The 14,419-nt window shown below is 64.8% G+C and carries 12 protein-coding genes; 6 read left to right on the top strand and 6 right to left on the bottom strand.

Features of this window, described 5'->3' with window-relative positions:
• Positions 1–24 precede the first annotated feature (24 nt).
• Positions 25–1,659, top strand: a complete 1,635-nt coding sequence (locus tag POM99_RS19155; RefSeq protein ID WP_277280293.1) for an AMP-binding protein — start codon at positions 25–27, stop codon at positions 1,657–1,659.
• Here POM99_RS19155 and POM99_RS19150 read toward each other — a convergent pair.
• The 3 genes from POM99_RS19150 to POM99_RS19140 all read right to left on the bottom strand — a co-directional run bounded on the left by POM99_RS19150 (position 1,634) and on the right by POM99_RS19140 (position 5,177).
• Positions 1,634–2,530: a homocysteine S-methyltransferase family protein gene (locus POM99_RS19150; RefSeq protein ID WP_277280292.1), complete on the bottom strand. Its 897-nt coding sequence runs from the start codon at positions 2,528–2,530 to the stop codon at positions 1,634–1,636. The two genes, POM99_RS19155 and POM99_RS19150, sit on opposite strands and share 26 nt — an antisense overlap.
• 3 nt (positions 2,531–2,533) lie before the next feature.
• Positions 2,534–4,306, bottom strand: a complete 1,773-nt coding sequence (ggt, locus tag POM99_RS19145; RefSeq protein WP_277280291.1) for a gamma-glutamyltransferase — start codon at positions 4,304–4,306, stop codon at positions 2,534–2,536.
• Positions 4,307–4,367: 61 nt separating this feature from the next.
• Positions 4,368–5,177, bottom strand: coding sequence for an SDR family oxidoreductase (locus POM99_RS19140; RefSeq protein ID WP_277280290.1), 810 nt, complete (start codon positions 5,175–5,177; stop codon positions 4,368–4,370).
• 144 nt (positions 5,178–5,321) lie between these two features.
• Between POM99_RS19140 and POM99_RS19135 the strand changes: the two genes are divergently transcribed.
• From POM99_RS19135 to POM99_RS19120, 4 genes are all read left to right on the top strand, one after another.
• Positions 5,322–6,080 carry an SDR family NAD(P)-dependent oxidoreductase gene (locus POM99_RS19135; RefSeq protein WP_277280289.1) on the top strand — a complete coding sequence of 253 codons (759 nt, stop codon included), beginning with the start codon at positions 5,322–5,324 and terminating at the stop codon, positions 6,078–6,080.
• Between the two features lie 13 nt (positions 6,081–6,093).
• The gene (locus POM99_RS19130; protein ID WP_277280288.1) at positions 6,094–6,621 is read left to right on the top strand and encodes a VOC family protein; all 528 of its coding nucleotides are present in this window, start codon (positions 6,094–6,096) and stop codon (positions 6,619–6,621) included.
• Positions 6,622–6,794: 173 nt separating this feature from the next.
• Positions 6,795–8,204, top strand: coding sequence for an aromatic ring-hydroxylating oxygenase subunit alpha (locus POM99_RS19125; RefSeq protein ID WP_277280287.1), 1,410 nt, complete (start codon positions 6,795–6,797; stop codon positions 8,202–8,204).
• Between the two features lie 10 nt (positions 8,205–8,214).
• A complete protein-coding gene (locus tag POM99_RS19120; RefSeq protein ID WP_277280286.1) occupies positions 8,215–9,399 on the top strand; it encodes an aromatic ring-hydroxylating oxygenase subunit alpha in 1,185 nt (394 codons plus the stop codon).
• 4 nt (positions 9,400–9,403) lie between these two features.
• On the opposite strand, the gene POM99_RS22440 is transcribed toward POM99_RS19120, so the two are convergent.
• Genes POM99_RS22440 through POM99_RS19105 form a run of 3 tightly spaced genes read right to left on the bottom strand, consistent with a single transcriptional unit; the run spans position 9,404 to position 11,746 of the window.
• Positions 9,404–10,015, bottom strand: coding sequence for an EthD domain-containing protein (locus POM99_RS22440; protein WP_277280285.1), 612 nt, complete (start codon positions 10,013–10,015; stop codon positions 9,404–9,406).
• Between the two features lie 2 nt (positions 10,016–10,017).
• Positions 10,018–10,734 carry an SDR family NAD(P)-dependent oxidoreductase gene (locus tag POM99_RS19110; protein ID WP_277280284.1) on the bottom strand — a complete coding sequence of 239 codons (717 nt, stop codon included), beginning with the start codon at positions 10,732–10,734 and terminating at the stop codon, positions 10,018–10,020.
• Positions 10,724–11,746 (bottom strand): NADP-dependent oxidoreductase, encoded by a 1,023-nt coding sequence (locus POM99_RS19105; RefSeq protein WP_277280283.1) that lies wholly within the window; start codon positions 11,744–11,746, stop codon positions 10,724–10,726. The genes POM99_RS19110 and POM99_RS19105 overlap by 11 nt, the downstream gene beginning before the upstream one ends.
• A gap of 154 nt (positions 11,747–11,900) precedes the next feature.
• Between POM99_RS19105 and POM99_RS19100 the strand changes: the two genes are divergently transcribed.
• Entirely contained in the window at positions 11,901–14,246 is a 2,346-nt protein-coding gene (locus tag POM99_RS19100; RefSeq protein WP_277280282.1) for a TonB-dependent receptor, read from the top strand.
• Positions 14,247–14,419 lie beyond the last annotated feature (173 nt).

The following is a 14,419-nucleotide window of genomic DNA, read 5'->3' as shown; positions in this document are numbered from 1 at the left end:
CCAATTGGATTAACCGGACGCAGCATGAACAAGCGCAACATGAGCGAGACGATAACGCCACCCTGGGATTGGCTCGAAGCCCCGGCACCGCACCAGCGCGATTTCACGGCCCGGTGGGACCGCCGCACGATTGCCGACCTTGCGATCGAACGCGCCGCCGCCGCGCCCGATTTTGTCGCCTTCGTCGATGGCGAAGGGCAATACACGTTCGCCGATGTGCTGGCCGAGGCGGAGGCGCTGGCGGCGGCGCTGCAGGCGCGGGGGCTGAAAGCGGGCGACGTGATCGCCTTCCAGGTGCCCAACTGGCGCGAGGCGGCGGCGATCAACCTGGCCGCGGCGCTGTCTGGCTTCGTGATCAATCCGATCGTGCCGATCTATCGCGATCACGAAGTCACCATGATGCTGGGCGATTGCCGCGCCCGGGCGATCTTCGTGCCGCAGGTGTTCCGCAAGGTGGACTATGCCGCGATGGCCGGCCGCTGCATGGAACAGCTGCCCGACCTGCAGCACGTGTTCACCGTGCGCGGAGAGGGGGCGGACGATTTCGCCGCTCTGGTGGCCGAAGGGCGCGCCTTGCGGTTCGATCGGCCAGCGGTCGATCCGCTGGGGGTGAAGATGGTGCTCTATACCTCGGGCACCACCGGGCGTCCCAAGGGCGTGCTGCACAGCCATGTGACGCTGCAGCACATCGTCGCGAAAAGCGGCATTCACTGGGGGCTGACAGCGGGAGAGGCGACGCTGATGCCGTCCCCCGTCACGCACGTTTCGGGCTATGCCAACGGGCTGGAGGCGCCATTCATCTGCGGCATCCGCACCGTGTTGATGGAAGCGTGGAATGCGCAGGAGGCGCTGGCGCTGATCGAGCAGCACAGTCTGGTGGGAACCGTGGCGGCCACTCCGTTCCTGGTGGAACTGGCGGCGGCGGCGCGGGCGGCCGGTACGGGAATCCCGAGCTTCCGCTTCTTCGCCTGCGGCGGCGCGGCGGTGCCGGCGGACTTGATCCCCGCGGCCAACGCGGCGTTCGACAATTGCAGGGCCTTCCGCGTGTTCGGTGCCTCCGAAGTGCCGCTGGTCACCTTCGGCTGGCCGCGTGACGAGCATCTGGCCGCGACCACCGATGGCGAGGTCGTCGATTATCAGGTGCGAATCGTCGATCACGATGACCGCGACCTGCCTGCCGGGCAGGAGGGCGAGATCCTGGCGCGCGGGCCGGGCATGATGATGGGCTATGCCGATGCGCAGCAGACGGCCGAGGCGATCACCCCCGACGGATACTTCCGCACCGGAGACCTCGGCGTGCTTTCGGCAGAGGGCGCGATCACCATCACCGGGCGCAAGAAGGACCTGATCATCCGTGGCGGGGAGAACATTTCCGCCAAGGAGATCGAGGACGTGCTGCACACGCACCCGGCGGTGAAGGAAGCGAGCGTCGTCGCCATGCCGCACGAACGGCTGGGCGAGGGGGTCTGCGCCTATGTGATCCTTGCCGGCGAAGTGGATGCCGCAGCGCTCGCCGCGCATGTGGCGGCAAGCGGGCTGGCCAAGCAGAAGATCCCGGAGCGCTTCGAGTTCGTGGACGATTTCCCCCGCACCGCCAGCGGCAAGGTGCGCAAGGATCAGCTGCGCGCGGCGATCAAGGCGCTGTTGCAATCCGCCTGAGCGCCTCGATGTGCTCCGGCCCGATACCGCAGCATCCGCCGATGATCGTTGCACCTTCGCTTGCCCATGCACGGGCGAAGGCGGCGTAGCCTTCGGGCGTCAGATCGGCGCGGATTTCATCGAGGCCGGAGTTGGCCTCGGCCTCCGCGCTCATCGGCGGGAAGGCGTTTGCATAGACGCCGATCCGCACCGCGCTGCCTTCGCCCAGTGTTTCACGCGCGGCTGCCACGGCTGCGGCCATGACCTCGGGCTGGCTGCAGTTGAACAGCAGCGCCTTGGCGCCCACACGCAACGCCAGCGCCGCCGCATCGGCCACGGTCTCGCCCGAACGCAGCGTTGGCACGCTGCCGGGGTTTTCGTCCTCCAGCGTGAACGACAGCCACAGCGGCTTGCCCGTCGGGCCGGTCAGTTCGGCCACCAGCTCAGCCTCGGCCAGCGATGACAGCGTTTCGGCCTGCCAGTGGTCGATAAAGGGCGCGAGCGCGGTGACCAGCACCTGCAGAACCGGGCGGGCGGCCGCAATGTCCACCAGATCGGGGCGATAGGAGCCGCAGACCGGGGGCAGCGATCCGGCGACCATGACCTTGCGCATCGCGGTGTTCGCGGCACCGCGAGCCAGCCGTCCGGCCAGCGCGGCGAGTTCCGCGCCGCGTGCCGCAAAGCGTTCCTCTCCGATGTGGAAGGGGACGACGGCATAGGAGTTGGTGGTGATCACGTCGGCCCCGGCGGCAATATAGCCTTCGTGCACGCGGGTGACGTAGCCCTGCCCTTCGATCAGCGCGAGCGCGGACCATTCGGGCTGGCGGAAAGGCGCGCCGATGCGCGCGAGTTCGCGCCCGGTGCCGCCATCAAGGATCGTGAGTGTGGACATGGTTCAGTATCCTGCCGCATCGCCCATCGGCAGGCGCGGGTCAATCGCGCCGAACAGCGCGGCGGGGGGGATGGGCACGCCTTCGTCATCCTCCACTTCCGCAGGCAGGCCCATGATCTTCGGGCCGCCGACAAGGATCGCGGCGATGTGGTTGCCGTGGCGGCGCTCCACCAGCTTGTGGCCCTTGGCTTCCAGCGCGGCGATGGTGTCTGCCGAAAGGCCGAAGCGTTCGTGATACGTCTGGTCCGGCAGCCACTGCTGGTGGATGCGCGGCGCGTCGATTGCTTCCTGCAGCGTCATGCGGTGGTCGATCAGGTTGCTCAGCACCTGCAGCACCCCGGTGGGAATACGGCTGCCGCCCGGCGTGCCGAGCACGGCCGCCAGCTTGCCCTGATAGGTGACGATGGTTGGCGTCATGGAGGAGAGCGGGCGCGCGCCGGGCTTGATCGCGTTGTTCGGCCCTTCGACCAGGCCATACATGTTGACCGCACCGGGCTTGGCCGAGAAATCGTCCATCTCGTCATTCATCAGGATGCCGGTGCCAGGTGCCGTCACCCGCGCGCCGAACCAGTCGTTCAGCGTATAGGTGAGCGACACGGCATTGCCCGCGCCGTCGACGACTGACAGGTGGGTGGTGTTCTGCCCCTCGTGCCCGCCGCCGACGCCGCCCAGCGACAGCGATGGCGTGGCCTTGTCGGGCAGGATGCCGGTGCGCAGCTTATCGGCATAGGCGGGCGAGATCAGCGTCGCGATATCGGCCTTCACGAAATCGGGATCGCCCAGCGCGGTGTTGCGGTCATGATAGGCGCGGCGCAGCGCCTCGATCAGGTAATGCGTGCCCTGGGCCGAATGGAAGCCGAGGTCGCGGATCGGATAGCCCGACAGGATGTTGAAGGTTTCGCACATCACCACCCCGCCCGAGCTGGGCGGCGGCGCGGAAACGATGTGGTACCCGCGATAGTCGCATTCGACCGGCGCCATCTCGCGCACCTTGTAGGCGGCAAAGTCCTTGGCGGAGAGGATGCCGCCGCCCTTGCGGCTGGCCGCCACGATCTGCCCCGCGATCGGCCCCTTGTAGAACGCATCGGCACCGCCCTGGGCAATCGCCTCCAGGCTCTTGGCAAGGTCCACCTGCACCAGCCGCTCGCCCGGCTTCCACGGCTCGCCATTGTTGAGGAAGATCGCGGCGCTGGCGGGATCCTTGCGGAAATCGTCGGCGGCGCCGGCCAGCATCTGCGCATCGCCGCGATCGAGCACGAAGCCTTCGGCCAGCGCGATGGCCGGGGCAACCAGTTCGGTCCGCGCCTTGGTGCCGAATTTGGCCCGCGCATATTCAAGGCCGGCGACCGTGCCCGGCACACCCGCCGCCAGCCACCCGCGGGTTGAGAGCGCGGAAACCGGATTGCCTGCCTTGTCGAGATACATGTCCGCCGTCGCCTTGCCCGGCGCGGTTTCGCGGAAATCGATGAACGTGGTGCGGCCATCGGCAAGGCGGATGGTCATGAACCCGCCGCCGCCAAGGTTGCCCGCCTCGGGGAAGGTGACCGCCAGCGCATAGGCCACCGCGACCGCCGCATCGATGGCGTTGCCGCCGTTCTTCAGCACTTCCACCCCCGCATCGGTGGCAAGGTGATGGGCCGAAACGACCATGCCGTGTTCCGCCGCCACCGGCGGTGGCGATGCGGCAAGGGCCGAAGGTGCAACGGTTCCAAAGGCAAGCGCCAATGTGGCGCAGGCGTTCAGGGCAAGGCGGCGAAGCGATTGGCGTGCGTACATGGCGCGAGGCCTAGCACGACAGCACCTTCACGCGCGAGTGGCCGACAAAAAAGGCTTCGGTTCAGGCCTTGCCGGTCGCCCTGGCGACCGAGGCGGCGATTTCCTCACGCGTGGGATTGCGGCGCAGCGTCAGCCCGCCGTTCACCTGCAGGTTCTCGCCAGTCATGAAGCATTCGTCGCTGCACAGGAACACGGCCGCCGCCGCCACGTCTTCCGAAGTGCCCCAGCGCCCCAGCGGATAGGATTTGCGGAAGCTTTCGAACAGGCCCGGCACCTGCTTGGCCGCCTCGTTCATCGGCGTGTCGGTCAGGCCGGGCGAGATTGAATTGGCGCGGATGCCTTCGTCGCCGAATTCGTTGGCGATGCAGCGGATCACGTGGTCGGTGCCCGCCTTGGTGCCCATGTAGGCGGCATGGTCGTTCAGCATGATCGTGGCCGTGGCCGAACTGATGGTGATGAGCGACCCGCCTCGACCGCCGCGTGACTTTGCCATCTTTCGGATCATCGCCTGGAAGAACTGATGCGGGCCGATGAACTGCAGCGCGGTCATCGCCTCGAGTTCTTCGCGGGTTATATCGAGGAACGGCTTTAGCAGGCCCCAGCCGGTGGCGTTGATGGCGATGTCGATCCCGCCCAGTTGCTCTGACGCCGTTTCGGCCAGGGCGTTGACGCTGGCTTCGTCGGTCAGGTCGCAGGGTGACCAAAGGCAACCAGCTTGGGCGGCGAACTTTTCCAGCACATCGGCCTTGCGGCCCGAGACCATCACTTTGGCGCCTTCTTCGATGAAACGGCTGGCCATCACCTGGCCCATGTTGCCTTCGCTGCTCGCGCCAAGGATCAGCGCGGTCTTGCCGGCGAGACGTCCTGTCATGTGTCCTGCTCCCGATTTTCGGTTCGGCCAGACCGCTACCACGGCTGGGGTCGGTCAATTCCTGTTCAAAAGGGTAGTGCCGTCTGGCGCACGGTGCGGGCAGAACATATCACAACGTCATTGTTGGGATCGAGGAGCGCGAACATGGATCTGGGCCTCAAGGGCAAGAAAGTCATTCTCACCGGCGGCAGCCGCGGCATTGGCCGTGCAGCGCTTGAAATCTTCGCGGAAGAAGGCTGCGACGTCGCCTTTTTCTCGCGCAATCCGGAGCAGGTGGCCGCCACGGTCGAATCGCTTTCACGCCACGGCGGGAAGGTTGTCGGCGACGCTCTCGACATGATGGACCACGATGCCTATCGCGCGTGGCTCGTCTCGGCGGCAGATCAGCTTGGCGGTTGCGACATCTTCGTTCCCGGCGCCAGTGCATCGGGGCAAGGTGCGACCAACGACTGGGATGCCTGCTTCAACGCCGACATCAAGGGCACGGTGATCGGCATCGAAGTTCTGGAGCCATACCTGGAAAAGAGCGGCGCAGGATCGATCATCGTGATGTCGAGCACCGCCGGGCTCGAGACCTTCGTGGTTCCGCAGGCTTTCAACACGATCAAGGGCGCGCTGCTGACCTATGCCAAGCAGGTTGGCCAGGCGCTTGGTCCGAAGGGAATCCGTGTCAATTCGGTCTCGCCAGGGCCGATCGGGTTCCCCGGCGGTAACTGGGAAGCGATCAAGGCGGCTGCGCCTGCGCTTTACGAGGCGACCGAGGCCCAGTTTGCGCTGGGGCGCTGGGGTGGGCCTGAGGAAGTGGCCAAGACCATTGTTTTCCTTGCCAGCCCGGCCTCGTCTTACACTACCGGCACCAACGTGGTGATCGACGGCGGATACACCAAGCGCGTCCAGTTCTGACAGGAGATCAGCCATGACGGTCGGGGCGGTAGGGATCCAGCATGTCGGGGTCTCCGTCCCCGACATCGACAAGGCGCGCCACTTCTACATCGACCTGCTGGGCGCGGTGGAAGTGGGCAATCCGCTGGAATGGCGTGACAATGAATTCATCGATGCGGTGCTGGGGCTGAAGGGCAGCTCCGCCCGTCAGTTCATGTGCCGTCTGGGCAACAGCCACATCGAAGTCTTCGAATACCACACCCCGGTGCCGGAACGTCAGGATCCGGACCGGGGGGTGAATCATCATGGCTACACCCATTTCGCCGTGCAGGTGGAAGACATCCAGGCCTGCTACCGGCGGTTGGTGGAGGCCGGCATCCGCGTTCACACGCCGCCGGCGATGGACGGCATCACTGTCGATGCCGACGGGCGCAAGCACGGTTACGCCGCCACCTATTGCCGCGATTTCTTCGGCAACGTGTTCGAGATCATGGAAGTCCATGACGATGAACAGATCCGCCCCGTCTGGCGTGCGGGCGAGGGCGTCATCATCCCATCGTGAGCCGGGGCGCCAATAACCGGCAATATTGCCGGTTATTGGCCTCAACCTCGCGCAAAATGTCGTTTTCCTAGCAAAAAGCAGAGGGCTTCGGCGGGGCCGTTGTTGACCTTGGTCAAACGCAACGCCCCGATGGCGTGAGAATGTCTCTCCGTTCCAATGATGGAGAGGAAGAGATGGCAGACCGCGATCCCGGCGCCTTCGAACGTGCCCGCTGCCCCGGTCCCAACTGGGAAGACATCCTGGCCGGCGACGATATCCAGCCGCCCGCGTTCGTCGGCGAAGACCGCTATCGCTATCTCGGCTCCGAGCCGATCGATGCTTCGCGCTACTATTCGCCCGAATTCTTCAGGGCCGAATGCGAAAGGATGTGGCCCAACGTGTGGCAGTTCGCCGCGCGCGAGGAAGACCTGCCCGAGCCCGGCGACTATGTGACCTATGACAACGCGGGCCGGTCCTATCTGCTGGTGCGCCAGGACGATGGCAGCGTGAAGGCGTTCCACAACGTCTGCCTCCACCGCGGGCGCAAGCTCAAGACCGACAGCGGCAGCGCCGAACAGTTCCTCTGCCCGTTTCACGGCTTTTCGTGGAACCCTGACGGGTCCTTGCGCAACATTCCCTGCCGCTGGGACTTCGCGCATCTGACCGACCAGAAGATGCAGCTGCCCGAAGCGAAGCTGGCGCAGTGGGGTGGCTACATCTTCGTGCGTGACAATCCGGAAGGCCCGAGCATCGAGGAATACCTCGATCCGCTGCCCGAATTCTTCAAGCGCTGGAAGCACGAGGAATGCGTGACGGTGGCCTGGGTGGCCAAGGTGATCCCCGCCAACTGGAAGATCACCATGGAAGCCTTCATGGAAAGCTACCACGCCTATGTCACCCATCCACAGCTGATGCCGTTCACCGGTGATGCCAACGCCGCCTATCACGTGCTCGGCCGTCACGTGAACGTGAACTACACGCCCTTCGGCGTGATCAGCCCGCATATCGAGGCGCAGGCGGAGGCCGAGCATTGGCCGCAGCAGCGCATCATCGACGAGTTCCGCAAGTACAACGGCCGCAGTGCCGACAACTATGACGCCGACAAGGACAACTACGCCATCGCCGTGCCCGAGGGCAAAACCGCCCGTGCCGCGCTTGGCGCCAAGATGCGCGAAGTTTCGGAAAAGCAGTTTGGCGGCGATTATTCGCAGGTGTCGGAAAGCGAACTGCTCGACGCGCTGGTCTACAACGTGTTTCCCAACTTCGCGCCGTGGGGCGGGTTCATGCCCAACATCGTCTACCGCTGGCGCCCCTGGCCCGATCAGGACAAGTGCCTGATGGAAGTGCGCGTGATCGCCCGCGTGCCCGAAGGGCAGGCGCGCCCTGCCGGCGTGCCGATGCACATGCTCCGCGATGATCAGATCTGGGCCGATGCACCCGAACTCGGCGTGCTCGGCGCGGTGCTGGATCAGGACAGCGAGAACATGGAGCTTTGCCACGAAGGGCTGAAGGCATCGAAGAACCAGGCGGTGGAACTGGCCGATTACCAGGAAGTCCGCATCCGCCACATCCACCAGACGCTCGATTACTACCTGAACAAGTGAGGCCGGAGCGATGACCGAACTCTTTGACAAATACGCGACCGCTGCCGAGCGCATGCTCCGCTTCGTGGAGACCCGGACAACCGACCAAGCGAACGACGTCATGCGCGTCCCCGTGGCCGATTACCTTGACGAAGGACGCTTCGCCCGCGAGATCGAGCGCATCTTCAAGCGGCTTCCGCTGATGCTGGCGCTGACCATCGAGCTGCCATCCGCCAACGATTACAAGGCGATGGATGTGATGGGCCTGCCGGTGCTGATCACCCGGGGCAAGGACGGCCGGGCGCGCGCCTTCCTCAATGTGTGCAAGCACCGCGCGATGCACCTGGCCAGGGAAGGGAAGGGCAACTGCAAGGCCTTCGCCTGCCAGTATCACGGCTGGACCTATTCCAACGAAGGCCAGCTGATCGGCATTGCCGAGGCGAGCACTTTTGGCGAGGTCGACCGGTCGACCCTGCACATGACCGAGCTGCCGTGTGACGAGGCGGCGGGCCTGATCTTCGTGATCCTTACCCCCGACCTGCCGCTCAACGCGGTGGAATGGATGGGCGGCATGTACGAAGACTTCGCCGCGCTCAGGCTGGAGACGTGGTACTATCACAAGAGCAAGGCGATGAAGGGCGCCAACTGGAAGGTGGCCTACGACGGTTATCTCGAAGGCTATCACTTCCAGGCCGCACACACCAACACCGTGGCCACGCGAAGCCCGTCCAACCGGGCGAACTACGAAGGCTTCGGTCCGCACATCCGGCTGGGCTTCCCGCAGAATTCGATCACCCGCCTGCATGATCTGCCGCGCGAGGAATGGGGCCGGCAGGAGAACAACGGCTACGATTTCATCCGAATGCTGTTTCCCAACATGAGCTTCTTCCTCGCCCCCGAGATGGGCCAGCTGGCGCAGCTGTTTCCGGGGCCGAAGGCCAACCAGAACACCACGGTGATGAACTACATCTTCCCGACGAAGCCCGAGACGCCCGAGGGGTTCGAGGCGCTCGACCGGATGTGCGACTTCTTCTTCGACGTGGTTGAGGAGGAGGACTACTTCCTCGGCCTGAAGGTGCAGAACGGCCTCGAATCCGGCGCGATGACGCACCAGACCTTCGGCCGCAACGAGCCGGGCAACCAGTTCTTCCACAAATGGGTGGCGTACTACCTCGACGAAACCGGCCAGACGCCGATGCCGGTGATGAAGGAATAGCGCTTCAGGCCACTTCGGTGAAAGCCCAGAAGCGGGAGCGTGCGTGGTCGATGAAGTTGCGTTCGTCGGCCAGCGCCTCTTCCGCCACCTCGCTGCGGGAAAGCTGCTTCACCAGCGCCTCGGCGTCGGGGAAATGCACCTCGACGATCCCGTCGAAGGTTGACCGGCGCAGGCCTTCCAGATCCGGCCCGTCGCAGGCATGGATCTGGTGATAGGTATAGGGCGGGATCAGCCGCCGGCCGATCTGCGCATGCCGGTTCAGCCAGTAATCGTGGAACTCGGCCCGGCTCAGCCGTTCAAGCCGGTGCAGCCCGAAGAACAGGCGGATCGCATCGCCGCCCGGCAGCACCGCGTGGCGCACGCCCGTGAACGCTTCGCTGCGATCCGCATCGCTCAACGCCACCAGCGCCGCCGCATCGGCACCGTCGGGCAGGCGCACCAGCGCATCGGGGACTTCCGCATCGCGCTGCGCTGCGTGCGCCAGCGCGGGCAGCGCTTCGGCGGCCAGGGCGAGCGCCAGCGTTGCTCCCTGCGGCAGGGCCTGCCGCAAGGCCGCTGCCCATGCCGCCGGGGCCGCGCATTCCGGCGCGAACAGCAGCAGGTGGGTTTCGGACACGGTCAATGCCGCACCATCGCGCCGCCATCCACCCACACCCCGTGGCCGGACATGAAGCGCGCATCGTCGCTGCACAGAAAGGCGATCACGTCGGCAATGTCCTGCGGCTGGCCCAGCCGGCGCAGCGGGGCCTTGTTCTCCCAGAAGGTGCGGAATTCGGGCATGTCGGTAAAGGCCGGCGCGGTCATCGGCGTGGCGATGGCGCCGGGCTGCACGCAGTTCACCGTCACGCCGAGCGGGCCCAGCTCCGCCGCGGCAGACTTGGTGAAGCCCAGCACCGCGTGCTTCGATGCGGAATAGGCGCACAGCCCTTCGTCACCATGGCTGGATGTGGTCGATCCGATGGTGACGATGCGTCCGTTGCCCGCCGCTTTCAGGTGCGGCACCGCATCGCGGACGAGGCGGAACACCGCGATCAGGTTCACCTCGATCACCCGCCGGAAATAGGCGTCGTCGTGCCCTTCCAGCGGGTGGAACGCACTGATCCCGGCGCAGGGTACCAGCGTATCCAGCCCGCCCATCGCCGCCACGGCCCGCGCCACCAGGTCCGCGTTCGCGCCATCGCCGGTCAGGTCCGCCGCAAAGTCCACCGCGCCCGCAACATCTGCGGTGAACACCTGTGCGCCGTCGGCCTTCAGCCGCTGCACCACCGCGGCGCCGATGCCCGATCCCGCGCCCGTCACAATGGCCTTGCGGCCCGCCAGCCGGTCAGAGGCCATCGGCGATCTTCAGCACCAGCTTGCCCGTGTTCGCGCCCGTGAACAGGCGCATGAACGCGTCATAGGCGTTCTCCAGCCCCACCTGCACGTCCTCGTCGATGCGCAGCCGCCCTTCGGCCATCCACTGCGCCATCTGCGCCCCGCCTTCGGCAAAGCGGTCGACATAGTCCATGATCAGATAGCCGTGGATGGTCGAGCGCGTCGTCAGCACCCGCCACAGGTTGCGCACGCCGATCTTCTCGGGCGAATTGTATTCGCTGATCAGCCCGCACAGCACGATCCGCGCCCGCATGGCCAGGTTGAGCAGTTCGGCGTCCATCACGTCGCCGCCCACGTTCTCGAACACCACGTTGACACCGTCCGGCGCCGCGGCGCCGATCTCGGCGGAGAGCGCCTCCACCGACTTGCCCTTGTAATCGATCGCCACGTCAAAGCCGTAGTCATCGATCAGCCTACGGCACTTTTCCGCGCCGCCTGCAATGCCGATCACCCTGCAGCCCAGGATCTTGCCGATCTGCCCCACGGCTGATCCCACCGCGCCCGCCGCGCCTGAAACCAGCAGCGTCTCGCCCGGCTGCGGCTTGGCCACGTCGATCAGGCCGAAGTACGCGGTCAGCCCCACTGCGCCCATCGCGGAAAGATATCGGGAAGGGGAATCCACGATGCTGGTGTCCACCTTCATGGTGAATCCGCCCGCTGCGTTGACCGAATAGTCCTCCAGCCCGTTCATCCCCAGCACCCAGTCTCCCACCGAAAAATCGGGTGAGCGCGATTCCGCAACCACGCCGATGGTGGTTGCGCGCACCGGATCGCCCAGCGGGATCGGCGGCATATAGCTGGGCGCATCGTCCATCCATCCACGCTGTGCGGGATCGAGCGAGGCATAGCAGTTGCGCACCACGAACCCGCCTTCCGGAGCAGAGGGAACTGGTTGTTCGACCAAGGAAAAATCTTCCCGCACCGGCGTGCCGTGCGGGCGGCGGGACAGCAGGAAGCGGCGGTTGGCTGGCATCGCGAATTCTCCCGTAAATCGATGTTTTTCATCGCCCGATGGCGTAATCGCCACACCTGTAACAAGTCGCAGTTCGCGGCGAACCGAAAAGTCGGCACGTATATCGCCTCCGGACGGGTCAACGCACCTGGCCGGGCACAGGGAGGATGTTTTGATGCGTACCGCGCTTTCGCGTGGCGCGGCGGTTGCCGCGCTTGCCACCACCTCGATTCTGGCGTTCTCGGCGCCTGCCTTCGCGCAGGAAGCCTCGCAGGCCGCAGACCAGAGCGCCGCTGCCGACACCGGCGATACCGGCGCGATTATCGTGACGGCCCGCCGTCGTTCGGAATCGCTGCAGTCCACCCCGGTCGCCATCACCGCGGTCAACACCGCCATGCTGGAAAACAAGGCGGCGGTGAATATCGGCGATCTGCAGGGCGCCGCGCCGGGCCTGCTCATCACGCAGCAGAACTCGGGCGCGCAGGCGGCCAACATCTCGATCCGCGGCCTGACCTATGCCGATATCGAGAAGTCGCAGACCCCCACCGTGGGCGTGGTGGTTGATGGCGTGACCATCGGCACCAACACCGGCCAGCTGCAGGATGCCTTCGACATCGCGCAGATCGAAGTGCTGCGCGGACCGCAGGGCACGCTGTTCGGCGCGAACACCATCGGTGGCGTGATCAACATCACCCGCTCCAAGCCGACCATGGAGCCGGGCATGAAGGCCGAAGTCAGCTATGGGCGGTGGAACACTTTGTCTGCCAAGATCGTCGCCAACTATGGTGATGGCAGCACCTGGGGCCTGAAGGGGTTCTATTTCCATAACGAAACAGACGGCTTCTATCGCAATGTTGCCCGCAACACCTCGGATGGCTGGAGCAAGGGCGACACCTATGGCGCCTCGCTCCTGTTCAAGCCTGCCGGCTCGAATTTTGACGCGCAGTTGACCGTCGAGAACGTCGTGCAGAGCTTCAACCCGGTGGTGAGCAACCTTGTCAACAACACCGAGCTGTTCTGCGGCCTCGAGCCTGATTTCCAAGGTTACAAGCAGTGTGGCCGCAACAATACCACCGACCTTTACACCACTTTTGGTGATGCGGCCGAAAGCAGCTATCACGCGCCAGACGCCACGCTGGAAATGAACCTGGATGTCGGTGGGGTAAAGCTGACGTCGATCACCGGCTGGCGCCATAGCCGCGAAGAGCAGACCCAGGACTTCGACGGCTCGACCTCTGACCTCTACTACGTCGATCGCCGCCAGCACTACACGCAGTGGAGCCAGGAGCTGCGTGCTGCGGGCAACCTCTTCAAGGGCTTCGACTATGTGGTCGGCGGGTACTTCTTTGCTTCGAAGTATGACCTGACGCAGTACACGCGCTTCTTCGGCAATGCGCTTGCGGGTTCCACCATCGATCTCGACACCGGAACCTATGACGCCAACGGCCAGTTCGTTCGCGGCAAGACCCGCAGCTATGCCGTGTTTGGCGACTTCAACTGGGCCTTCGCCGACAAGTTCCGCCTGTCGTTCGGCGGCCGCTGGAGCCACGACAACAAGAAGCTGGCAAATGACTTCTTCGTTGCTGGTCCGGTCGGTTCGGGTGACCGCAGCTTCAGCAAGTTCACTCCGAAGATCGGCCTCGACTATCGTCCGAACAGCGATACGATGCTCTACGCCTCATGGTCGCGCGGTTATCGCTCTGGCGGCTTCAGCCCCCGCGCTGCCACCGCAGATACGGCCAGCACGCCGTTCTTCCCCGAAACGGTTGACGCTTACGAAGTCGGCGCGAAGCTGGCGCTATTTGACCGCAAGCTGGAGATCAACCTCGCTGGCTACGTGTCCGATTACAAGAACATGCAGCAGAACCTGACCGTCCCCGGCGGCCCCACCGGCAACCAGACGATCACTGGCAACGTGGCCGGCGGTGCCAAGATCAAGGGCGTGGAAGGCGATTTCAACCTGCGCGTCACCGATAACCTGCGCGTCACCGGCTCGGTGGCCTATATGGAATCGAACTTCCGCAACTTCGTGACCTGCGGTGCCTATGCGGGTGGTCCGGTCGCTACCAACGCCTGCGGCACCGGCCTCGTGCCGTTCGATTATTCGCGCAACAACCTGATCTACGCGCCGAAGTTCACCAACTCGTTGAACGTGGAGCACACCTTGCCGACCAGCTTCGGCAAGATCGTGTCGACCGTCGGCTGGCGCCACATCAGCCCGTATGACCAGCAGCTCTCTGCCGCTTCTCTCACGGCGACCACCAACGGCGCGGGTGAGGCCACGCTGGTCACCGTCAACGGCAACGATCCCCGCGTGCGCACCACCACGCAGGATCTGGTTGATGCCAGCATGACCTTCAACTTCACGCTGGGCACCACCGACGCCTACTTCCGCGTCTTCGGCCGCAACCTGCTGAACGAAAAGACCACCACCCACGCGTTCACCGTGGCCGGTCTGTGGTCGTTCGGCATGGCGCTCGAACCGCGCACCTATGGCGGCACGATCGGCGTGAAGTTCTGATCGGTCAGGTTACCAGCCACGTTGTCAAAAGGGGCCGGGTCCGCACCTGGCCCCTCACATGGGAGTTCTCAGGTCAAGAGGCTGTGCGGTAGAGCGTGCAGCCTCTTTCCTTCCGCACAATCATATCTGTTCTACCTTGCCGGTTCGGCTGCCAGCCGCAGCAATGAACCAAA

It is taken from the genome of Novosphingobium cyanobacteriorum, assembly GCF_029436685.1.
GTDB lineage: Bacteria > Pseudomonadota > Alphaproteobacteria > Sphingomonadales > Sphingomonadaceae > Novosphingobium > Novosphingobium cyanobacteriorum.
Note: the sequence above shows the minus strand (reverse complement) of the source record. Positions and strands in the feature narration are given on the sequence as shown.